Annotated in this window: 16 protein-coding genes; 5 read left to right on the top strand and 11 right to left on the bottom strand. The window is 64.3% G+C overall.

Annotation, left to right across the window (positions count from 1 at the left end; translation table 11 throughout):
* Window positions 1-105 precede the first annotated feature (105 nt).
* Window positions 106-633 (top strand): hypothetical protein, encoded by a 528-nt coding sequence (locus AUL28_RS18795; protein ID WP_062235678.1) that lies wholly within the window; start codon window positions 106-108, stop codon window positions 631-633.
* Here the strand turns inward: AUL28_RS18795 and folK are convergent.
* Together folK and folP are read right to left on the bottom strand one after the other, a co-directional pair.
* Window positions 630-1,148: a 2-amino-4-hydroxy-6-hydroxymethyldihydropteridine diphosphokinase gene (gene folK, locus AUL28_RS18790; RefSeq protein ID WP_062235675.1), complete on the bottom strand. Its 519-nt coding sequence runs from the start codon at window positions 1,146-1,148 to the stop codon at window positions 630-632. The genes AUL28_RS18795 and folK overlap by 4 nt on opposite strands.
* The gene (gene folP / locus AUL28_RS18785; RefSeq protein WP_062235672.1) at window positions 1,145-2,008 is read right to left on the bottom strand and encodes a dihydropteroate synthase; all 864 of its coding nucleotides are present in this window, start codon (window positions 2,006-2,008) and stop codon (window positions 1,145-1,147) included. Before folP ends, folK begins: the two co-directional genes overlap by 4 nt.
* 126 nt (window positions 2,009-2,134) lie before the next feature.
* Between folP and AUL28_RS18780 the strand changes: the two genes are divergently transcribed.
* Complete coding sequence (locus AUL28_RS18780; RefSeq protein WP_062235670.1) at window positions 2,135-2,740, top strand: DUF922 domain-containing protein; 606 nt, start codon at window positions 2,135-2,137, stop codon at window positions 2,738-2,740.
* Between the two features lie 6 nt (window positions 2,741-2,746).
* On the opposite strand, the gene AUL28_RS18775 is transcribed toward AUL28_RS18780, so the two are convergent.
* Both AUL28_RS18775 and AUL28_RS18770 read right to left on the bottom strand, forming a co-directional pair.
* On the bottom strand, window positions 2,747-3,067 hold the full coding sequence (locus AUL28_RS18775) for a 2Fe-2S iron-sulfur cluster-binding protein (protein ID WP_062235666.1): 321 nt from the start codon (window positions 3,065-3,067) through the stop codon (window positions 2,747-2,749).
* A 37-nt stretch (window positions 3,068-3,104) separates the two neighbouring features.
* Window positions 3,105-3,443, bottom strand: a complete 339-nt coding sequence (locus AUL28_RS18770) for an Hpt domain-containing protein (RefSeq protein ID WP_156420076.1) — start codon at window positions 3,441-3,443, stop codon at window positions 3,105-3,107.
* Between the two features lie 396 nt (window positions 3,444-3,839).
* Between AUL28_RS18770 and AUL28_RS18765 the strand changes: the two genes are divergently transcribed.
* Window positions 3,840-10,955 carry a hypothetical protein gene (locus AUL28_RS18765; protein WP_062235659.1) on the top strand — a complete coding sequence of 2,372 codons (7,116 nt, stop codon included), beginning with the start codon at window positions 3,840-3,842 and terminating at the stop codon, window positions 10,953-10,955.
* 397 nt (window positions 10,956-11,352) lie between these two features.
* Here the strand turns inward: AUL28_RS18765 and AUL28_RS18760 are convergent, their stop codons facing one another.
* The 4 genes from AUL28_RS18760 to AUL28_RS18745 form a co-directional block, all read right to left on the bottom strand.
* On the bottom strand, window positions 11,353-11,949 hold the full coding sequence (locus tag AUL28_RS18760) for an ABC-type transport auxiliary lipoprotein family protein (RefSeq protein ID WP_062235657.1): 597 nt from the start codon (window positions 11,947-11,949) through the stop codon (window positions 11,353-11,355).
* 91 nt (window positions 11,950-12,040) lie between these two features.
* On the bottom strand, window positions 12,041-13,708 hold the full coding sequence (locus tag AUL28_RS18755) for an MlaD family protein (protein ID WP_062235653.1): 1,668 nt from the start codon (window positions 13,706-13,708) through the stop codon (window positions 12,041-12,043).
* Window positions 13,698-14,537 carry an ABC transporter ATP-binding protein gene (locus AUL28_RS18750; RefSeq protein WP_058599587.1) on the bottom strand — a complete coding sequence of 280 codons (840 nt, stop codon included), beginning with the start codon at window positions 14,535-14,537 and terminating at the stop codon, window positions 13,698-13,700. The genes AUL28_RS18755 and AUL28_RS18750 overlap by 11 nt, the downstream gene beginning before the upstream one ends.
* Complete coding sequence (locus tag AUL28_RS18745) at window positions 14,518-15,702, bottom strand: ABC transporter permease (protein WP_062235649.1); 1,185 nt, start codon at window positions 15,700-15,702, stop codon at window positions 14,518-14,520. Before AUL28_RS18745 ends, AUL28_RS18750 begins: the two co-directional genes overlap by 20 nt.
* A 126-nt stretch (window positions 15,703-15,828) precedes the next feature.
* Here AUL28_RS18745 and dgcA point away from each other — a divergent pair, with 126 nt between their 5' ends.
* A complete protein-coding gene (dgcA, locus tag AUL28_RS18740; protein WP_062235645.1) occupies window positions 15,829-16,815 on the top strand; it encodes an N-acetyl-D-Glu racemase DgcA in 987 nt (328 codons plus the stop codon).
* Here dgcA and AUL28_RS18735 read toward each other — a convergent pair.
* Together AUL28_RS18735 and AUL28_RS18730 are read right to left on the bottom strand one after the other, a co-directional pair.
* Window positions 16,767-18,020 (bottom strand): MFS transporter, encoded by a 1,254-nt coding sequence (locus AUL28_RS18735; RefSeq protein WP_192843495.1) that lies wholly within the window; start codon window positions 18,018-18,020, stop codon window positions 16,767-16,769. The two genes, dgcA and AUL28_RS18735, sit on opposite strands and share 49 nt — an antisense overlap.
* Before the next feature lie 88 nt (window positions 18,021-18,108).
* A complete protein-coding gene (locus tag AUL28_RS18730; protein WP_058599583.1) occupies window positions 18,109-18,942 on the bottom strand; it encodes a UDP-2,3-diacylglucosamine diphosphatase in 834 nt (277 codons plus the stop codon).
* 203 nt (window positions 18,943-19,145) lie between these two features.
* Here AUL28_RS18730 and AUL28_RS18725 point away from each other — a divergent pair, with 203 nt between their 5' ends.
* Window positions 19,146-21,461 carry an NADP-dependent malic enzyme gene (locus AUL28_RS18725; protein WP_062235639.1) on the top strand — a complete coding sequence of 772 codons (2,316 nt, stop codon included), beginning with the start codon at window positions 19,146-19,148 and terminating at the stop codon, window positions 21,459-21,461.
* A gap of 33 nt (window positions 21,462-21,494) precedes the next feature.
* Here the strand turns inward: AUL28_RS18725 and gltX are convergent, their stop codons facing one another.
* Window positions 21,495-22,868, bottom strand: coding sequence for a glutamate--tRNA ligase (gene gltX / locus AUL28_RS18720; protein ID WP_062235635.1), 1,374 nt, complete (start codon window positions 22,866-22,868; stop codon window positions 21,495-21,497).
* Between the last annotated feature and the right edge of the window lie 27 nt (window positions 22,869-22,895).

Below are 22,895 nucleotides of genomic sequence, written 5' to 3'. Positions count from 1 at the left end.
CGGCAACAGTGAGCGTTTGGACGGTTTGGCGAAAGGTTTGATTAACCCTCCGGCGTGATAAAAGGGGGTATCGATCCGCTTCCCGAACACTCCGGAAGGTCTTCCATGGTTCGCCCCTTCGCTGCCAGCCTCGCTCTTCTGGTTCTGTCCGGCGCATCCGTGCCCGTTTCGGCCGCGGACAAGGACGAGGCCTTCTTTCAGAACGTCTTCGGCCGCTGGAGCGGCCCGGGCGAGATCGTCGCCGGCAAGTATAAAGGCACGAAGTTCGTCTGCGATCTGACGGGTGCCAAGCCGATGAAGGATGTCGGCATGTCGCTGGATGGCTCATGCCGCGTTGGCATGTTCTCACAACCCATGTCGGCGACCTTCATCAAGGGCGGCTCCTCCTACAAGGGCTCCTTCCTCGACGGCTCCGCCGGCAAGGGCCTCGACATCGTGTCGGGAGACGTGGCGGGCGATAAGATCACGGTTGGCCTTGACCGCAAGCAGTTGAAGGGCGCGATGGTGGCGCGCATCGACGGCAAGGACAAGCTGAACGTCACGATCTCCGTGCAAGTCGCCAATGAGCTGGTGCCGGTGATCGGGATGCATCTGAAGCGCGACGAAACCGTCAAGCGCGCGTCGATCGACTAATCGCAGATCGACCGTTCGGTTCGCCACCAATCCGGATCAGTTTGCAACTGGAGAATGTCGCCGCGCTCCACTGCGTCCCTCCAGGCGGCGACCGACCGACCTGCTATCTTGAGTTCGGGGGCGATTTCTGCCAGCGGGACGAGAACGAAGGCGCGCTCCGTCATTCGAGGATGCGGGAGAACGAGTTCCTCGGTCTCGGTCACCAACCCGTCATAATCCAGAAGGTCGATGTCGATCGTGCGCGGCCCCCAACGCACACCGCGCTCGCGATGGAGCTGGCGCTCGACGTCGAGGCAGATGCGCAACACGGCATCGGGCGGCAGGTTCGTTTCGAGCCCCGCGCAGCAGTTCAGGAAATCCGGCTGCTCCGTCAGCCCCCAAGGGGGCGTGCGATAGAGTGACGAGACGGCGACGACAGAGACGTCGTCTCGCGCATTTAAGGCCCGAAGGGCTTCTCCCATCTGGCGCTGTGGATCACCGAGATTTCCACCCAGACCGATCCAGACAGACCTCATGATTTGGCCATCGCCATCGCGTGAAGCCCTGCGTCCACCATAGCCAATGCGTCCCGGTTCGGACCGATCCGGTGAACGCGGAAGATGGCGGCGCCTCGCTCCCGCAGGAGAACGCTGGTCGCAGCCGTTGCGACATCCGCGTCCGCTTCGCTATGATCCAAGGTCGAGCGCACGAAACGCTTACGGGACGTGCCGACCAGAAGCGGGTATCCGAAAGCTTTCAGCTCATCGAGCCGCATCATCAGATTTATATTCTCCGCGGCATCTTTGCCAAACCCGAAACCGGGATCGAGCACGATCTGCGCGGTCGAGACGCCGGCATCTGCGGCAATTCGCAGCGACGTTTCCAGAAATTGAAATTGATCCGCGATCGCATCGGACTCGCGAACGCGCTCGCGCCCCGTGTGCATCAGGCACAGCCCTGCCCCGGTCGTCGCCGCGACTTCCGCAATGGCGGGATCGCGCTGAGCGCCCCAAACGTCGTTGACGATATGGGCCCCGGTTTGGACGGCGGCCCGGGCCGTTTCGCTGCGATAGGTGTCGATCGAGATCAGACAATCCGACCGTGACGCCAAGGCTTCGATGACGGGCAGAACGCGGTGGCGCTCCTCTTCCGCCGCCACCGGCTCGGCGCCCGGACGGGTCGACTCGCCACCAATATCGATGATCGCCGCCCCTTCCTCGATCATTCTCAAAGCCGCATCCACAGCCCGCGACACGTCGCCGCGATAGGCACCTCCGTCGGAAAAGCTATCAGGCGTCACATTGAGGATGCCCATAAGCACGGACTGCGATCCGAGCTCCAGGCTTCGGCCGTGAGCAAGGGTCCAGACGCGCGACCGGACGTTTTCGGCGGGCATCAGACGAAAGACCGAAAGGAAACAATCAGAGAAAACAAAGCGAAAATTCCTCACACAAATGGCTTGTGCCGCGTCAACGATCGGTTAGCGTAGGGGTGGAATGTTTCAAGCCTGTGGGAGCGACGCATGAAACGAATTCTCGCCCTGTGCCTGACCGTCGGCGCCACCCTGCCGGCCACTCATGCCATATCGGGGGAGATTCGGGAGCGGACGACCTTCTTCATGGTTCGAGGCAAAAGCTTCGATGATCTGTATCGCGAACTCGGCATGAAGGGCCCGGACCTTGGCCAGGGCGAGCGCCACGCTGGCTCGACGGACGTGGCCTTCAAAGCCAATGCCACCTACAAGCCGACGACCGGGGGCTGCGGCATAGCCCACGCCGAGGTTCGCCTCGACCTGCACACGACCCTGCCGCGCTGGAGCGGGCCGAAGAACGGCTCGAGAGAGACGCAGATCCTCTGGAAAATCCTGCGCGACGACATCGCCACCCATGAGGCGGAGCACTCGCGCATCGCCAAATCCTGGCTGAAGCGGATAGAGGCCACGATCCGCTCGCTCAAACCGCAGCCCAGTTGCGCCCGCATGGAGGCTCTCGTCAATTCAGAAACCCGAGCGCTTCTCAAGCAGCACGACGACGAGCAACTCGCTTTCGATGCCGCTGAGTCCAAGCGTATCGACGCGAGACTGGAGCGCAAGATCAACCAACAGCTTCATCGGGTCGCGTCCAGATAGGGCGCCTCAGGGCTGGCGCTCGGGCACACGCACCGTCAGCCCATCGAGTTCGGGATGGATGCGAATCTGGCAGGACAGCCGCGAGTTCGCTCGTACATCCACGGCGAAGTCCAGCATGTCTTCTTCCATGGCCTGCATCTCGGGAATTCGCGCCACATAAGCTTCGTCCACATAGACGTGGCAGGTCGCGCAGGCACAGGCCCCGCCGCAATCGGCATCGATGCCGGGAATATCGTTACGCACGGCATTTTCCATCACGCTCGACCCATTGGGAGCATCGATGTCATAACGCGTGCCGTCATGGGCGATGAAGACGATGGCGGTCATGACTGTCGGGTAGACCGAGGCGTGGATGAGGTCAACCTCACGATTCAGCGCCGACCTCCAGAACCCGCAGCTCACGATCGACGAGCGCGAGTTCCTCCATCATCTCACGAATCCGGACGCGATCGTGCGGCACCTCCTCCAGACGAGCCGCCTTGCAGGCGAGATTGACGGCACCGCAATTCAGCGCAGCGCCTTTGATCGCGTGCGCGCATCGTTGCCGCGCGTCGCCATCCGCGTCCTCCAGGGTCCGACGTGCCCGATCGATCTCGATGCACATCAGCGCGGCGACGTCGCGAGCCAGGACCTCATCGCCGTCGCAGCAGTGCAGCAAGGCTGAGAAAGTAAATATAGCCGGCTCTTGAGAGGATGCTGGCACAGTCCACCGACGATCCGTGTTGGTCAGAGGCCCATTCAAAAAGCAGGGGAAAGTTAAATTCTACGGAAGTTTTGAATGGTGAGGTGAGGTCCGCTTCGTCATTGTCGCCCTTCGAGCGGCGAAATGGGTTATTCCGAATGCTGACGAAGACGCGAGACGGCAACAGGGACGGGCGGAACGTTAACCAAATGTTTAAACTTGTCGCCTTCTCCCGATTTTGCAGTTTCCTTCCGACGCTCCCGTATTTACCTTAGACGTTAGGGATATGCCCTTCGTTTGCGTGGATTCGCGGGCGGCAGGGTGGCGAGGTTCGAAGCCAACGGCGTCGGGACATGCATTGCATGGTCGGCCTGATGCATCGAGCCCAATGTAACGAGTATCGAGGCGCGGCGCACGATGTCGAAGATTAAGACGGCCGAACAGCTTTCCGAGGAAGCCGTGAACGAACTGGAGGCCGCCCTCCAGGACGAGGACTTTCTCAAGCCGGAAGCAGAGACGACCAGTCTTTCCGGCAAGGCGGCAGGCCATGTCGAGAAGCAGACGCTTCGCGCCGACGACATGTCGATCGAATTCGCTCTGAGCGATTTCGACCGCACGGTCGAGGAAGCCACGAAGGCCCTGCGCGACGAAGCCAATCTCGGCTCGCCCCATAACGCCACCCAGGGTCTGGACGAGTTCCGCTTCGAAGACACCGACTTTCTACCGCTCGACACCTTGAGCCAAGCTGACGCGCCGCTGGACAAGGCACCCGTGGTGCAGATCGGTGCAGCCGCCCAGAACGCGACCCAGCCCGAATTGGCGAGCAACGAGGACGACAAGCCTTCGGCCACCGTTCTGGCCGCAGCGGACGAAAGCTCGCGCATCCGTTCGGAGCGTCGCTCCCGCGCGCCGTCCCAGAAGGCCGACCCGCGCCATTCCGCCGCCGCGCCTTTGGCGGACCCGGTGCGCGGTTCCCGGTCCTTCAAGGGTGATGTCGCCAATGACGAGCAGCGCTCGGCTGCCGTCATGGCAGACGCGCTTCTGAGCCGTCGCACGTCCAACAAGCCGGTCGTGATCGGCGGCGTCGTCGCGGCTGCCTGGGCGGCCCTGTCGGCCTCCGCCTCCTACTCCTTCCTTGCCAGCGAGTCTGGCCTCGCTTCCAATATCGTTCCTCTGCTGGCACCGCTTGCGGCCGCCGTTGTCCTGCCCCCGCTCATGATCATGGGCTTCTCGGTCATGATGCGTCGCTCGCAGGATCTGCGTCTCATGAGCCGGGGATTGGCCGAGGTCGCGCTGCGTCTCGCCGAGCCGGAAAGCCTTGCCTCGGATCGTGTCACTACGGTCGGCCAGGCCGTGCGCCGCGAAGTCTCCGTCCTCGGCGAGGGCGTCGAGCGCGCCTTGGCCCGCATGAGCGAACTCGAAACCCTCGTCAACGCAGAGGTCTCCTCGCTGGAGCGCGCCTACGCCGACAATGAGGTCAAGATTCGCTCGCTCGTCGCCGATCTTGGCACCGAGCGCGAAGCCATGCTCTCTCATGCCGAGAATCTGCGCAGTTCCATTGTCGGCTCGCATGACCGTCTCGTGGGCGATGTCGATGGCGTGTCCGGTCGTATCCTCTCGCAGGTGGAAGAAGCCTCCGCCCGCCTGAACGCGCTTCTGGACGAGCGCAGCGCCGAACTCTCGCGCGCCTATGACGAGCGCAGCCGTGCCTTGATGGCGCTGTTCGACGAGCGCAGCCGCGAGGTCGACAGTGCCCTTCTCGGCAACAGCCAAGCCGTGGTGGAGCGCATCAGCCAGACCGCCGACATCACGACCGGCCAGCTTCGCCAGACCGCTGACGAGATCGCCCGCTCCCTTGCCGAACAGATGGAGGCCCTGAAAGCCCGTTCCGCCGAGCTTCTGCGGCATGTGTCCGAAGTCAACGAGCAGACGAACGCCCGCCTGAACGAGTCCAACGAGTCGGTTCTGCGGGTCCTCGCCGAACGGGCCGAGACGCTCTCGACCCAAGGGGTGGAGTTCGATAAGGTCATCGCCGATACGATCGACGCCCGCTCGGCCCGTATGCGCGCCGACAGCGAGGCTCTGGTTGGTTCGCTTACCGGCCAGCTCGACCAGCGCGCCGAACGCCTGTCGACGGAGGCGCAGCGCGTCGTCGGCCTGATGGACGAAGGGTTCGACGCCCGGATCGAGCGCGCGACGGCTCTGCTCAACGAGCGCAACGCCGAGGTTCTGGGTCGCTTCGACGAGCGTCTGGCCCAACTCGAGGAGGCCCTGTCCGGCAAGGGCTCGGCTCTCGTCACGGCGATCGAAACCCGCGCTGCGGCCATCGACCGCTCGGCCGATCGCATCGCCGAGGCGCTGCGCGAACGCACCGGCGAATTCGCCAGCGTTCTGTCCGAGCGCACGGGCGAAATCGGCCGTGCCTTCTCCAGCGGTCAGGCGACGATCTCGCAGACGGCGAACGAGGCGGTGGCGCATGTCGATGCCGTGTTCCAGTCCAAGGCGAACGAGCTTCACACCACGTTCGAGCAGCGAATCGGAACGCTCGGTTCGGTTCTGAGCGATCGCGCGGCCGACATCGACACGTCCCTCTCCTTCGCCCAGCAGTCGCTGGCGGCGACGCTGGATGAAAAGAGCCTCGCCATCACGCAGGCGGTCGAGGCGAGCGTGACGCGCATCGAAGGCGCACTGGAAGGCGCGGATGAACGCCTCGTGGCGGGTCTCGACGGCAAGACAGGCGAGCTTCGCCAGTCGCTCGATACGCATGCCGACAAGGTTCAGCGTCTGATCGAGGACGGCCGGAACCTTCTGGGATCGGATCTCGACGATCGCCTCACCCGCATCAATGCCCTGCTGGCCGAGAAGCGCGACGCGATCAACGTCGTGCTGGACGAACACTCCCGTCAGATCGACAGCGCTCTGGACGCCCGTTCGCAGACTTTCAGCAGCGTTATGTCGGATCATTCCGGCCGCCTGCTGTCGGAGATCGATGAGCGCACCAGTCTCCTTTCCACCAGCCTGTCCGATCGCCTCGCCGCCAGCGAGGCCTTCATGCGCGATAGCGGCGAGCGCCTGACCGAGTCGCTCAACCTCTACACCTCACGCGTCAGCGAAGACGTGATCGGTCGTCTGGAATCCGTTCTGACCTCGGGTGAAGACCGTCGCCAGGAATTCCTGACGCGCCTGGAGCTGCAGACATCGGGTGTCGAGGCCGTGTTCGAAGGGTCGGTGGAGCGCATTGCCGCCGATCTCTCGACCCGCGTCGACGAGTTGCGCAACCTCATTGACACGTCCCGCGACAGCCTCGTCGGAAGCTTGGAATCGCGCAGCGGCGCCTTCTCGCAGGAGGCCGATCAGAGCGCGCGCACCATCCTTTCCGCTGTCGAGACCGCCCTCTCCTCGCTTCTGGAAGGTCTGGAAGGTCGTGGAACCCAGTTGCGCGAAAGTGTGGAAACCGCGCGTCTGGCGCTGCTGGACGGGTTGGACGACCGCGTCATCGCCATGCGCGAACTGGCCGATGCCTCCCAGTCCTCCCTGCTCACCGATCTCGACGCACGCACGGCGAGCTTCGGAGAGGAGCTCGACAAGGGCAACGCCGCGATCGCACGCACGTTGGACCAGCGCATCGGCGCGCTGCGTGAGGCTTTGCTTGAGTCCGACGGCCAGCTGGCCGCCGCGATGGACGAGCGCCGCGAGAATCTGACCTCCGCGATCGAGGATGTCGCGAGTTCGCTTGCGGCCACTCTCGGCGACCGCGCGGACGATGTTCGCCGCGTCATGGAGCAGAGCACGAGCAACGTGACGCGCTCGCTCGAAACCAAGCGCGAGGAAATCGTCGCGGCTCTCGAAGCCGGTGTCGTTACCCTGGCGCTGGCGGTGGACGAGCGCACGGAATCGATGACCTCGACCCTGGAGCGGGGTCTGGCCAATGTGGAGCGCACCCTGTCGGGTCGCGCGACGCTGATTGCCGACACGCTGCGCGATACGATCGTCGCAGCCACCACGAATATGGGTGAGGAAGCCGATCGCGCTCGCCTCGGCCTCCAGTCCGAAACGCAGAAGATTGCCCTGGTGATCGGCGAGTTGGGCAACGTCTTCCGCACATCCTCGGAAGAGGCACAGGCCAAGTTCGTCGAAGAGGTCGGCAAGTTCGAGGATCGCATTCGCCTCGTCACCCAGTCGGTGCAGGACGTGTCGGCCATGGCCCGCACCGAACTGTCCGGCGAAGGTGATCGCGTGGCGGAGGGCATCGCGGCCACGGCCGAGACGATCCGCCAGCTGAGCGAGGATGCGCGTCAGCGCTTTGCCGAAGAAGCCGAAACGCTCGGCCGCACGGTGGCCGATGTCGCGACCCGGATGCGCACGGAAGCCGAAGAGGTTCGCGAGAGCCTCGCCGTCGAGGGCACGAGCTTCAGCGCGCAGATTAGCGGTGCGTCCCTCGCAATGCGCGCCGAGGCCGAAGCGGCCCGCGAGCGCCTCGCGCTGGTGGCGAACGACTTCGCCGGTGGTCTTGAGGACATGGCTGAGCGTCTGCGTCAGGATGCGGAAGCGGCTCGTCAAGTCGTCGCCAACCAAGCGATCGCCCTGTCTGGCGATTTCGAAGGCGCGGCCGACAAGCTGCGCATCGTGGGCAATCAGACCCGCGAGCAGTTCGCCGCCGATGCCGGCCAGATCCGCGAGGAGGTGGCGGCTGCCGCGATCCAGATCCGCGAGAGTTCTGATCTCGTTCGGCGCGAGGTCGCCGGACAGGCGGCGGCGATCGTGGCCGAGTTCCAGAATGCCAGCGGACATCTTCACGAAACCGGCGAGTCGTCGCGTCGTCTCCTTCTCGAAGACGCCGGTCGCATCGCGGAGCAGGTCGGCACTGTCGCCACCACGCTGCGCGGCGAGACCGATCGTCTGCGTGACGAGGTCGCCGAGCAGGCGCGTCGGATCGTGGACGAAGTGTCTGCGGCGACGGAACGTCTCCAAGCCGGCGCCGGCGAGACGCGCGAGCGTCTGGCGGCCGATGCCCTGCGCCTCTCCGAAGAGCTGGACGCCGTTGCCCTGTCGATGAGCGAGCAGGCCGAAGCCGCTCGCAACCGCCTCAGTGGCGATGCGGAAGCTTTCGCCCTTCGGGTCCAGGACGCAACCGCGCAGATTCGCGGCGAAACGGATCGGTCCTCCTCCTCCCTGGACGAGCGCGCGACGCGCTTTGCCGCCGAACTTTCGGGCCTTTCGGTGCAGCTGTCGCAGGTCATCGACGGCACAACCGAGGGTGTTCGCGACGATCTGAGCGCCTCGGCCGCGGCCTTGCGCGCCGAGATCGAAGCGGCCGCCTCGGGTATCCGCAGCGAGCTGGCGTCGGTGTCCGGCACCATGCGAGAAGATGCGACGGGCATGGCCGGTCAGATCCTTCGCGATGCGCAACTGGCCCGCGAAAACCTCATGGCGGAGGGATCGGAGATTACGCAGCGCCTGTCGGGTGTTGCCACGGCCATCCGGGTGGAAGCCGATCGCATCCGCGAGCAGATCGCCGAATCGACCGGTGCGTTCGGCCACGAGCTGTCGCAGCGCGTTGCAGCCACCGAGAGCCATCTCGTGGAACGCGCCGACGCGGTCGGCGAGGCGATGAGCCAGCGCACCCGCGATCTGGCCGATCTCCTCGCCAGCCGCAATGCCGAGATCGCGCGCCTCATCGACACGGAAACCCGTCCGATCGTGGATCGCCTGTCGGACACCGGTTCGCGCGCCGTCGAGGCTTTGGAACAGGCCGCCCGTCAGGTTGCCGATCGTCTGCGCAGCGAGAACGACGCCATCGTGGCGGATTTCGTTCGCCGCGCCGAAGAGACCGTCGAACATCTCGGCGTATCCTCGTCGGGTCTTCTGGCGGCGCTGGACGATCGTTCCGGCTCCCTCACCTCCTCCATCTCCGACGCTCGCGAGCTTCTCGGCCGCGACATCGGTTCGCTGGCGGAGCGTCTGGAAAGCGGCAACTCCGCTCTGCGGCATCTCCTCGACAATGCCGCGCAGAATCTTGGCCGGGCCGAATCGGCGCTCAGCGAAACCGGCGCTCGGTTCCGCGACGAGGCGGATCGCGTCGGCAGCGAGATCGCCGCGTCGTCCGAGCGTCTCGAGCACAATGTCGTTCGCATGGACGACACGACCGCGCAGGCTCTGGTGCGTCTGTCGACGCTCGGCGAAAAGCTCGGCGAGCACGAGAAGATGCTGACCGAGGCTGCGGCGCTTCTCGACGCCACGCAGTCGAACCTGCAGGAAACCCTGGAAGGGCGCCGCGAAGGCCTCGAGGCTCTGGCCAGCGGTCTCGCCACGCGTTCCGACGATGTCGGCAAGATGCTTCTGTCCTTCGAGGGCGTGGTGGATCGGCTCTTTGCGGAAGCCGAGCGTCGCTCGCACACCGTGGTGGAGACGATCAGCGGCGAACTCACCAGCACGCTGGAAGAAGCCGGTCGCCATCTCGAGGAGACCGAGCGTCGGTCCACCGCTGCCGCAGAGCAGGTTCGGGAGACGATCCGTGGCGTGGTCGAAGAGGCGACGCAGCGCTTCGGCAGCGCGACGAGCGACATGCACAGGGCCGCAGCGGACATCCGCCGCGAACTGGAAGGGGCGCGCACCGAAATCCGCAAGGGCGTCTTCGAACTCCCCGAGGAAACCAAGGAAAGCACCCGTGCCATGCGCCGCGCCGTGTCCGACCAGATCCGCGCCCTGCGCGAGCTGACGGATATCGTGACCCAGTCGGGTCGCTCCCTCGACGTGCGCACGCCCGATGCCGGTGCCTCGCGCTCGACTTCGCTCAGCTCGCGTTCAACCGACGTAGCTGTTCGTCCGGCCCCGGCCGTGCAGCAGCGGGCCGAAGCGGCTCGCCGGAACGAGATCGAGACCCGCATGGCGGGAGGGTTCGTCACCGACGGCAATCTGGCTCGCGACACGCGTGGATCGGTCGAAATCCGCGCGGCGGCACCGGCACCCGTCGCGCCGCGCGCCGATCTCTCCCCGCTGCGTCCGGCGGCTCAGCCGGAAGCTGCGACTGAGACCCCGGCGTCGGACGGCGATCGCCAAGGGGGTTGGGTGTCTGATCTTCTGCGCCGCGCCTCGCAGGATGACGACACTGACGCTTCCGCCGAAGCGCCAGCAACGACGCCTGTGGTTCCGGCGGAGGCGCCAGCCCGCGCCGAGCGTTCTCAGGCCCATGTCGTGGATTCGCTCAACTCGCTGTCGGTCGATATCGCCCGCGCCATCGACCACAATGTGTCGGTCGAACTTTGGGACCGCTACCGCAGTGGCGAGCGGAACGTCTTTACGCGTCGGCTCTACACGATGAAGGGTCAGCAGACATTCGACGAGATCCGTCGCAAGTATCAGCGCGATGCGAGTTTCAAGCACGCGGTCGATCGCTACATCGGCGACTTCGAAATGCTGCTGCAGGAGGCGTCTCGCAACGATCCGGACAACTCGAAGAGCAAGAGCTACCTGACATCGGATACCGGCAAGGTCTACACGATGCTAGCTCACGCCTCTGGCCGCTTCGAATAAGACAAGCTTTCCTCTCCAAATCAAACGGGCGGTCCCTTGGGGCCGCCCGTTTTCGTTTGGATGGACGTGTGTGCAGGTAGCAGATCAGGGTTCGGCTCGGATGAACCGAGCGCAGCGCGCGAACGATCCAAGTGCACAGTCGCGTCTTTGTCCGGCGATCGTCAGGCGGACAGGGGTGTCACCTCCAGGGCGAAGCGCCAAGGCCACCATCCGGAAGCCGACACGAAAACCCACGAAGTCCGCCGTCTCTCGCGCGTCGTCGATACGCCTTTGGGTCTCCACGATCTTGCACTCGCCGAGAATTGCTGGCGCTGCAGTATGACGCCCGGACTCGCGGCAACAAAAAAGCCCGCCAGACGAGGCGGGCTTTCGAAGCATAACTCTTTGAGGCGCTGGATCAGATCAGCTTCAGCGTCCAGCCGACGATCTCGTCCGCAACTTCCCCGAACGCCTTGTCGAGCGCCGCGACATAGGCCGCGTTGCCCGTGCCGGCGAGCGGTGCCGTGCCACGGAAGATCCGGGTGGCGCGGACCACGCCGGTCTTGTCGTTCAAGGCCTTCACGGCGATCTCGACCACGACCATCGACCCGCCATCCACCGTCACCTCGAACCGCCGGAGCTCCGTGACGATCTGATAGTCGATGGCGAGGCCCTGGCCGGGAACGCCGACCGCGCCGACCCGGCCCGTATTCTGGAAAGCCTGAAGCAGGCGCAGCTGGACGAGGCGCGGGAGACGATCGCTCCACTGGCTGGCGGCGAGGGTCTCGATGGTCTGGGGCGTCGGACGAACCACAATCTGCTGGCTGTCGAGGGACTTGGCGGCCGTGGGCTCGGGGATGAGAATCTGCGCGCGCGTCGCTGCATTTCGCGTCGCGGCCGGGGGCGGCGCCGACAGTTCGAACGTGGCCGGCGGTTCCTTCAGCGACGCGCAGCCCGAAAGCAGCATGGCCAGCAACGAAACCGAAACAATCTGGAGAGAGGGCTGACGGGCCATCCTTCGTCCTCGATACATGGAGAGAGGGGCGGCGGAGCCGCGTGGAATAGGAGCCGTCGACTGCAAGATGCAGTCGACGACGCTCGAGACATCAGCGGCGGGTGCGCCCATCGAACTGTCGGATGTCACCGGCACCATCACCGCCGAACAGGATACGGCTCGGATTGGCGGACAGGTTGGTGATCGCCTGCTCGATCCGCGTCACGGCGCGCGTCGTCTCGCGAACGAGATTGCGCACCTCCTGAAGGCCCTGACCCGTGAAGCTGTCGAGATTGGACGAGATGGGGCCGACCGCCGCCTGGATGGTCTGCGCCGTCTGGCGAATGGTGCGCAGCGTATCGCGTGCCTCGGCCGTCAAGCCCTGCCCGTCCGGGCTGTTGACGAGATTGTTGACCGAGTTGATCACGGTCTGAACCTGCGCCGACGCCACCTTCAGATTGGCGCTCGTGTCACGGGCATTGCCGATGATGGCGTTGATGTCCTCGCGTCGGCTCCCGATGTCGTCCGCCACAGCGCGGACCGAGTCGGCCGCGCTGGCGATGTTCGTCGTAGCCGACGAGACATTGTTGACGGCGCGCGAAATGTCGTCCGCGCGGATGCCGGCGAGAAGATTATCGACGCGTGCCCGTGTCCCGTTCACGCCGGTGAGAGCGTTGTTCAGCGTTGCGAGCACCGTATCGGTGGCAGCTACCACCGTTCCGATCCGGCTCGACTGTCCATTCAGCGCGGCGGCGAAGCCGGAAACATTGTCCACCACGGAACGAACTTCGTCGGCATTGACGGCGGCGGTGAGTCGATTCACGTCGCCCAACGTCGTGTCCAGCTTCGTCGCGACCCGGTCCGCCGTTGCGCTGATCGGATCGAGCCGTCCAAGGAAGGCGTTCAGGCTCGGTGTGTTTTGGCGGATGACTTCGCCGACAGAGCCGAGGCTGCGTGCCGTCTCGCCGATGGAAGCGAGGGCGGTAACGAAATTGTCCGTCTGTCCGCGAACGCTCTGCGTGATGGCGGCAATGTTCTGGATGGAGTCGTTGACCGCCCCGACATTGAGCGCCGAGATGAAATTGCCGACGCTGTCGATCAGGGGCGGCAGACGCTCGGCGACATTGTTGGCGCTCGTGGACAATCGAGCCAAGCTGCCCAGAAAGTCATCGATCTGGTTGGCATTGGCGGCCAGACTATCGGTGAAGGTGCGAACATTGGTGGATGTCTGCGCGACATTTTCGGCCGTTGTGCGCACCGAAGGGCCCACCGCCTGAACGATCGACTCGAACTCGCCGAGTATATTGTTGGCGCGATCGGCAATGTCTCGTGCCGTTGCCAGAATGTCCGTCACATCGGACGGGTTGGCGCGGATAACGGGCGTCGTGCCCTGCTCGATCGCGGACTGGAGAATGTTGCGATCGTTCACATTGCCGCCCGTCAGGCCGATGAAGCCGATGCCGGTCAGGCCCTGGAAACCGATGGTCGCAGTTGTCGATGTGGTGATCGGGGTCGTGCGATCGACCTGCGTCGTGGCGATAACAACGCGCGGATTGTTGGGATCGATCTTGAGGCCCTGCACCGAGCCGACGTTCAAGCCGTTGAACAGAACCTGGCTGCCTTGGCTGAGGCCGGAGACGGAGCCTTCGATGCGGATGAGCAGCGTCGTGCGCTGGTCCTTGTCCGACACATTGGCCGACCAGTAAACAAAGCCGAAGCTCAGGGCGAGAACGACGACCGTGAAAATGCCGACAAGGACGTAATTCGCTCTATTTTCCATCACTGTCCTTCACCGCGTAGTGCGGATTTTCGTCTTTCGGCACCACAGTCCGGGCGCGCTTGCCGTGGAAATAGGATCGAACCCAAGGGTCGTCGTTCTCGAGCATGGTCTGGAGCGGCCCTTCGACGAGGACCTTCTTCTGCCCGAGCACCGCGATTCGATCGCACGCCATAAATAGACTGTCGAGGTCGTGCGTCACCATGTAAACGGTGAGGCCGAGCGTATCGCGCAGCGTCATGATCAATTCGTCGAAATCGGCCGCGCCGATCGGATCGAGGCCCGATGTCGGCTCGTCCAGGAAGACGATGTCGGGATCGAGCGCGAGCGCTCGCGCGAGTGCGGCGCGCTTGATCATGCCGCCCGACAATTCGGACGGGTATTTTTCCGCCGCATCGGGCGCAAGGCCGACGAGATCGATCTTGAGCCGGGCGAGTTCTTCCATCAGCTGCGGCGAGATATCGAGATATTCCCGCATGGGAACCTGGATGTTCTCCAGCACCGTCAAGGACGAGAACAGAGCGCCCTGCTGAAACAAAACCCCCCAGCGCTGCTCGACGGTGAGCCGCTCGGCGTCGCTCGCCCGGTCGTAATCGACGCCGAAGACCTCGATCTTTCCGCCCTGCTTGGGATTGAGACCGAGGATCGTGCGCAGCAGCACGGATTTGCCCGTGCCGGACGCGCCGACGAAGCCGAGGATTTCGCCACGCCGAACATCCAGCGAGAGCCCGTCCAAAATGGTTTTCGAACCGAAGCGAACGGTCACATCCGTGGCACGGATAATCACGTCGTGATCGGTCTTGCGATGTTTGTCAGTATCCGATGGCGGCATAGAAAATCGCGAAAACAGCATCCATCAGGATGACAAGGAAGATGGATTTGACCACCGATGCGGTGACGTGGCGACCGAGGCTTTCGGCGCTGCCGCCGACCTTCATGCCTTCCATGGACGCCATGATGCCGATGACGATAGCCATGAACGGAGCCTTGATGAGGCCGGCGAACACGGTGCCGACATCGATGGCGCCGCGCAAGCGCATGAGGAAGGCATCCGGCGTGATGCCGGAATACACCCAGGTGACGACGATTGCGCCCAGAAGTCCGGCCAGATCGGCGATAAAGGCCAGAAGCGGAAGAACGATCACCAGCGCGACGAGGCGGGGGAAGATCAGAACGCCAATCGGATTGAGTCCGATGACATGCAGCGCGTCCACCTCCTCGCGCATCTTCATCGAACCGATTTCGGCCGTGATCGCGCTGCCCGAGCGGCCCGCGATCATGATGGCGGTCAGGAGAACGCCGATCTCGCGCAGCTGAAGAATGCCGACGAGATCCACGACGAAGATTTCCGCGCCGAAATTGCGAAGCTGAAACGCGCCTTGCTGCGCGATGACCGCGCCGATCAGGAAGCTCATGAGGGCGATGATCGGCACCGCGCGAACGCCCATGCGATCCATCTGATTGACGATCGCGGCCGGCCGGATCTGCGTCTGGCCCGTCATGCGCCGACCCGCGCCGTAGAGCGCGGCGCCTACGATGTTGAGGCCGCTCGTCACTTCGCGCCCCATGGCGAAGACGCCTTCGCCGATCTTGGCGAAGACGTCCGTCAGGCTGGTGCGCTTGGGCGCCTGCGGTGGTGTGCGCTTGACGTCCAAAGCCTTGCGAACGGCCTCGAACAGCGTCTTGTCCTTATCGGCGCCGCGAAACTCGACCTTGCGGCCCTTCTCGCCCATCTGCCGGGCCAGACGCTCGATCAGGAACGCGCCCGATGTATCCATGCGGCCGATACCGCTGCAATCCACGACGAGAGACTTGCCGAGATCGGCCTTGCTGGTCTCGGTGATCTTCTCCTCGACGGAGCCGATCGTGCGGGACAGCCAGTCGCCGGCCAGCTTGAGCACGATGCCCTTCTGGTTCTTTTCAGCTTCGATGGAAGGGGGAGCGGCCTCGGCTTCCCCGCGGCCGCGTCCCTCGTCGGACTTGGGTTTATTGAGCATTCCGAGAGTTACAGCCTCTGTTGGCGATGGACAGCCCGATACGCGGCTCTTCCACATCCTGCATTGCACACGTAGCGTCCGCCTGTGACGCCGAATAGTGATGTTAAGATCGGTTAAGGGATAAAAATGACGAGTCGTCTTTCGGTCACAGTGGACGTTTTTTCGCTGGCCAAACAATTTACGATCGCGCGCGGGGCCAAGACCGAAGCCGTGGTCGTTACCTGCTCGATCACGAAAGGCGATGCGATCGGCCGGGGCGAGTGCGTTCCCTATGCGCGCTATGGCGAAACCGTGGACGGCGTCGTCGAGGCCATCGAGTCCTTGCGCAGTTCCCTCGAAGACGGGCTGACTCGGGAGGAGTTGGCGAAGATCATGCCGCCTGGCGCGGCGCGCAACGCCGTGGACTGCGCGCTTTGGGATCTCGAGGCCAAGATATCCGGCACGTCCGCGTCCACCTTGGCCGGGCTGCCCGGTCTAAATCCGGTCGACACAGCCTACACGATCTCGCTCGGATCTCCGGACGAGATGGCGGCGGCAACCCGCGCCGTGGCGAATCGCAGCGTGCTGAAGGTCAAGGTCGGGCGAGGCGCGGAGGATGCGGACCGGATGCGCGCAGTGCGCGACGCCGCGCCTGGCACGCGCCTGATCATCGATGCGAACGAGGGCTGGACCAGCGACAATCTCAAAACCCATCTGCTCGTCGCGGCGTCGATCGGCGCTTTCGTCGTGGAGCAGCCGCTTCCCGCGGGGCAGGACGACATCCTGGCTCGAACCCCGCATCCCGTCCCGATCTGCGCCGACGAATCCGTGCATGGAAGCGGCGACCTTCACACGCTGATCGGCCGCTATGATTACGTGAACCTCAAGCTCGACAAGACCGGGGGCTTGACGGAGGGCTTGGTCTTCCTGGAGGAAGCGAGGCGCCTCGGGTTCGGGGTCATGGTCGGCTGCATGGTCGGCTCGTCGCTCGCCATGGCGCCGGCGCTCCTTTTGGCGCAAGGGGCGGAACTGGTCGATCTCGACGGCCCCTTGCTGCTGCGCGAAGACCGGCCGAATGGGTTGCGCTATGGCGGCTCGCGGGTCTTCCCGCCCTCACCCGCGCTTTGGGGCTGAGGCGACAAGGCGATGATGACGAAAGCGGCAATTGCCATGGCGGCCATGGCGTAGAAGGCCTCTGCGCCGCCTTGTTGATAAAGAACGCCGCCGCCGAACGTAGCTGAGGCCATGAGCGTCGTCTGAAGCGCGAAGCTCAACCCTTGGGCCGCGCCGAAGCGGTTTTCCGCGACCGACGAGCCGATCAGCATTTGCAGGGAGACATGCGCGGCGGCAAAGGTCATCGCATGGGCGGTCTGGAGAAGCGCGAAGCCGACCAAACCGAGATCATGCGTGAAGAGAGTCCAACGCGCGGCGGCCACCAGCGCGGACGCCAGCAGCACGGCTTTGATGCCGAAGCGACGAAGCGGCTGGGCCGCCAAGCGAAACAGAATGACCTCGGCCACCACGCCGATCGCCCAGAACACACCGATCTCGACCGCGCCATAGCCGAGCTTGGCCCATTGGAGCGACGCAAAACCGTTCAGAAGCGCGTGACTCGCTTGAATCAGCGCGATGCCGATGAGTGGCGGCAGAAGCCGCTTCATATCCGGCGCGGGACCAAGCCGCCGCAGGCGCTGAACCAAGGATGGCGACGGCGTCCAAGGCTCCTGCGGTGGCGCGAGTGGCAGAGGTGAGGCTTTGAGAGGCTGCCCCAACCGCGGCGCGGCCAGCGTCACCAGAGCCGCCGTCAGAAATGCCAAGCAAAGCACGAGAGGAAACCGACCGACGCCGAGCCAGCCGATCAGAACACCCCCAGCGATATTGGCGGCGATAAAGCTGATCGAACCCCAAAGGCGCGAGCGCCCGTAATCCGACCCCAACCGCCGTACCCCCGACAGCGCGATGGCATCGGTCAGCGGAATGGCCGGGCACCACACCGCCGCCAGAACCAATGTCGCCAGAAGAATGGGGCTCCATCCCTCGACCTGGAAGAAGGGCAGCGAGGCTACGAGGCTGGCGAAAGCCGCTGCGATCAGCAGATGGGCTCGATCCCGGGAGCGATCGGCCTGGCGCAGAACAGGCGGGCAGACGAGAACGCGCAGCCCGATCTGAAGCGCGAGAATCAAACCGATCTCGTCGCCATCCAACCCCTTGTGCCCAAGCCAGACTGGGAAAAAGGGGAAGAAGATACCGAGCGTTACGAAATTGCCGGCAAAGACGAAGGACATCCGCCGGTCGAACATGCGCCGCGTTGCGGCCGGCACCGAAAGATCAGATGTCATGAACGAGGCTCGCGGCGGTTGGACCATCCGCCTATCAAACCGAGCCCGGCCCGACAAACCCTTCATCTTGGAGATGCGGCCAGCGTCCTTATTCGGCCGCTTCCGGCAAACGCTCGCGCGGCTTCAGGAAGCGCAGGCCGAGCCGAGGATCGCTCGTCTCATCCACACGCTCGAAGGCTGTCCAATGCACCAGTTCCAGCGTTCCATCATGGCGCTCCACGATGGCCGAGCAACTCTCCACCCAGTCGCCGGTGTTGACATAGAGCATGTCGCCGAGGGTCTCGATCTTGGGATGGTGAATATGGCCGCAGATCACGCCTTCGCAATCCTGCCGTTTGGCTTCGCCCGACAGCGCTTCCTCGAAGGCGCCGATGAAGTTCACGGCCCGCTTCACGCGGCCCTTGGCCCAGGACGAGAAAGACCAGTAGCCGAAGCCGAGGCGTCGGCGCGTCCAGTTCAGCGCGACATTGATGGCGATCGCCATATCATAGGCCCAGTCGCCGAGATGGGCGATGAGCTTGGCATGGCGCACCACCACGTCGAACTCGTCGCCATGCATTACAAGAAGGCGCTGACCGTTGGCCGTCGTGTGGACGTCGTTCAGCCGGACTTCGATGCCGCCGAAATGTGTTCCCACGAAATCGCGCAGGAAATCGTCGTGGTTGCCGGGAATGTAGATGATCTCGGTGCCCTTGCGAGCCTTGCGCAGGAGCTTCTGTACGACATCATTATGCGACTGGGGCCAGTGCCACGTGCGCTTCAGACGCCATCCATCTACGATGTCGCCGACGAGATAGATTTTCTCGGCATCGACGCAGCGCAGGAAATCGATCAGCAGATCGGCTTGCGCTGCCCTCGACCCCAGATGAATGTCCGATAGGAACAAGGTTCGCACATGGCGGGTCGCATTCCATTGTTCCATCTGCCTGCCCGCCCGTTCGCTCTTCGGCCTCGCGATCGTTAAACTGCCTTAAGCCTGTTGCAGGCGTATGACGCCGCGCCGGCGCGTCGGCCCGTGTCTTGCCGATTGCCCTTCGGGGCGCATCTGGCTTAGAGGCTAAAGGACGTGGACGCGCGTGCTCCCAAGTCATCGCGTTCGCCCTGAATTGCAGCGATGGAGAGAGCATGTCGAGCGCCGACGAAACCAAACGGCAGGCAGCCGCCGCAGACCTGAACGAGCAGGCGCTCTTCTACCACCGCCATCCCAAGCCCGGTAAACTGGCGATCCAGGCCACTAAACCCGTCGGCAACCAGCGCGATCTGGCGCTCGCCTATTCGCCGGGCGTTGCCGCGCCGTGCCTAGCGATCGCGGACGACCCCAATCTCGCCGCCGATTACACGAGCCGCGCCAATCTGGTCGCGGTCGTATCCAACGGCACGGCGGTTCTGGGCCTCGGCAATATCGGCCCCCTCGCTTCCAAGCCGGTGATGGAAGGCAAGGCCGTCCTTTTCAAGAAATTCGCCGATATCGACGTGTTCGATATCGAGATCGACGCGCAGGAGATCGACCGGATCGTCGATGTCGTGGCCGCGCTGGAGCCAACCTTCGGCGGCATCAATCTGGAAGACATCAAGGCACCCGAGTGCTTCGATGTCGAAGAGCGCCTGCGCGCGCGCATGAGCATCCCCGTTTTCCATGACGATCAGCATGGCACGGCCATTATCGTCGCGGCAGCGGTGCGCAACGCGCTGCTTCTGGGCAACAAGCGCATCGAGGACGTGAAAATCGTCACCTCGGGTGCGGGCGCGGCGGCCATCGCCTGCCTCAACCTTCTGGTTTCGCTCGGCGCCAAGGTCGAGAACATCATCTGCACCGACAAGGATGGCGTCGTTTCCACAGGCCGCGAGGGCCGGATCGATCGCTGGATGGCGGTCTATGCCAAGGAGACAGCGGCCAAGACCCTGGCCGAGGTGATCGAGGGCGCGGATATCTTCCTCGGCCTGTCGGCGGCGGGCGTGCTGAAGCCCGAGCTTCTGGAGAAGATGGCCGACCGGCCGCTGATCATGGCGCTCGCCAATCCGACGCCGGAGATCATGCCCGATCTCGCGCGCGCCGTGCGGCCGGACGCGATCATCTGTACGGGGCGGTCGGACTTCCCCAATCAGGTCAACAACGTCCTCTGCTTCCCCTTCATCTTCCGCGGCGCGCTGGATTGCGGCGCGACCACGATCAACGAGGAGATGAAGATCGCGGCCGTGGACGCGATCGCGGCGCTGGCGCGTGAGGAAGTCTCGGAAGTCGCGGCCAAGGCCTATGGCTCGGAGACGCCGGTCTTCGGCGCGGAATATCTGATCCCCTCGCCCTTCGACCCGCGCCTGATCCTCAAGATCGCGCCCGCCGTCGCGAAGGCCGCCGAGGCCTCCGGCGTCGCCTCGCGCCCGATCGCCGATTGGGACGCCTATATCGACCGGCTGAACCGCTTCGTGTTCCGCTCCGGCCTCGTCATGAAGCCGATCTTCCAGATCGCGCGCAACTCCGGCAAGCGGGTCATCTTCGCCGATGGCGAGGACGAGCGCGTGCTGCGCGCGGCGCAGGTCATGCTGGAGGAGAAGATCTGCCAGCCGATTCTGGTCGGGCGTCCGAGCGTGATCCAGACTCGGCTGGAACGCTTTGCGCTGCGCATTCGCCAAGGCCAGGATTTCGAGGTGGTGAACCCCGAGGACGATCCGCGCTACCGCGACTATGTGGATCATTATTTCTCGAAGGTCGGCCGGCGCGGCGTTAACCCGGACACGGCGCGCGCGTTGGTGCGCACCAACACGACGGTGATCGCGGCGGTTTCCGTGTCACGCGGCGACGCCGACATCATGCTTTGCGGCCTGGGCGGGCGGTTCTCGCGCCATATCCGGGACATCAAGCAGGTCATCGGCATCGCGCCGGGCGTGAAGCGCCTTTCGGGTCTCAGCCTTCTTCTGTCTCAGTATGGCACGGTGTTCTTCGCCGACACCTATGTGCAGGAGAACCCGAACGCCGAGGAACTGGCCGAGATCGCCTGTCTTGCGGCCAAGGAGGTCAAGCGGTTCGGCATCACGCCGCGCGCCGCGTTCCTCTCGCATTCCAATTTCGGCACCAGCGACTACCCGGACGCGATCAAGCTCCGCGAGGCGCTATCGCTGGTTCATCAGCGCGCGCCCGATCTGGAGATCGACGGCGAGATGCATGGCGACGCTGCATTGTCGCAGACGCTGCGTCAGCGCGTGATGCCGAACTCGACGCTGACGGGAGACGCGAACCTCCTGCTCTTCCCGTCGCTGGACGCGGCCAACATCTCGATGAATGTCGTGAAGGTCATGACCGATGCGCTTCACGTCGGCCCGATCCTGCTCGGTGCGGCGACGCCGGCGCACATCCTGACGCCGTCCGTGACGTCACGCGGCATCGTGAACATGGCGGCGATCGCGGTCGCCCAGGCCGTGCAGCAGGGAGACGCCAGCCGCTAGCGGCTGGCATCACGAGGCATTTGGCGCCGGCCCTCAGGGCCGGCGCTGCAAGGCGCGCTCGCGGCCGATGAGCGGTAGCAGTTCCGCCAGTTCCGGTCCGTGATCGAGGCCGGTCAGGGCCAGGCGCAACGGCATGAAGAGCCCCTTTCCCTTGCGACCTGTCGCGGGCTTGATCGCGTCGGTCCAGGTCTTCCACGTCGAACGGTCGAAAGGCGCGGGCGGCAGAAGATCGAACGCCGTTCGCAGGAAGGCGGCGTCCTCATCATTGAAAGCCTGGTCCGCTCGCGCGTCGCCATAGACGATCGCAGCCCATTCCTGGGCATCCGGCACTTTGGAAAGATTACCCTTCACGGTACTCCAGAACGGAGCGAGATCGCTGTCGGGAACGCCCCATTCCAGAAGCCGCTCGGCGACGACCTCCACCGGCATGGCGTGAACGAGATCGGCGTTGAGACGCGTCAGCTCCGCCGGATCGAACTTCGAACTCGACGCCGAAACGCCGTCGAAGTTCAGCCGTTCGCCGAGCGCTTCCAGCGAAGGCATGGCCTCGATCGAGCCCGACAGGCCGGTCAGCACCGCCAGCGAGGCGACCGCCATGGGCTCGAAACCGTCTGCGCGCAGGCTCCTGAGGGACAAAGCGCCGGTGCGCTTGGACAGGCCCTCGCCGTCGATCGTCGTCAGGAGGTTGAAGTGGCCGAAAGCCGGCGCGCGATAATCCAGCGCCTCGAACAGCGCGATCTGAACACCCGTGTTCGTTACATGGTCGTCGCCGCGCAGCACATGGGTGATACCCATCTCGCCATCATCCACCACGGAGGGCAGCGTATAGAGATAGGTTCCGTCCTCGCGGATCAGGACGGGGTCGGACAAGGACGCCAGATCCACCGTCTGCCGTCCGCGCACCACGTCGTCCCAATGAACCTCCGTGCGCTCCGGCTGCATCGGATCGTCGCGGAAATTGGGAAGGCGGAACCGCCAGTGCGGCCGACGTCCTTCGGCTTCGAACGCCTGTCGCTCGACCTCCGTCAGGGCGAGGGCCTCGCGCCCGTAGATCGGCGGCAGCCCCCGCGCCATGCGCCGCTTGCGCCGACGCTCCAGCTCGTCCGCCGTCTCGAAGCAGGGATAGAGCAGGCCCGTGACGCGCAGGCGCTCGGCAGCGGCGTCATAGAGCGCGATGCGATCGGACTGCCGGGCGATCTCGTCCGGCTGAATGCCGATCCAACGGATGTCCTCTAGGATTGCGTCGGCATATTCGCGCTTGGAGCGTTCGGTATCCGTGTCGTCGTAGCGCAAGACGAAGCGCCCGCCCTCGCGCTGCGCAAACAGCCAGTTGAACAGCGCGGGGCGCAGATTGCCGATATGGAGATAGCCCGTTGGAGAGGGCGCGAAGCGGACGGAGTGGGTCATGCGGCGGGCGATAGCGCATGGCCGCTT

The organism is Aureimonas sp. N4 (genome assembly GCF_001463925.1).
Classification (GTDB): domain Bacteria; phylum Pseudomonadota; class Alphaproteobacteria; order Rhizobiales; family Rhizobiaceae; genus Aureimonas; species Aureimonas ureilytica_A.
Note: the sequence above shows the minus strand (reverse complement) of the source record. Positions and strands in the feature narration are given on the sequence as shown.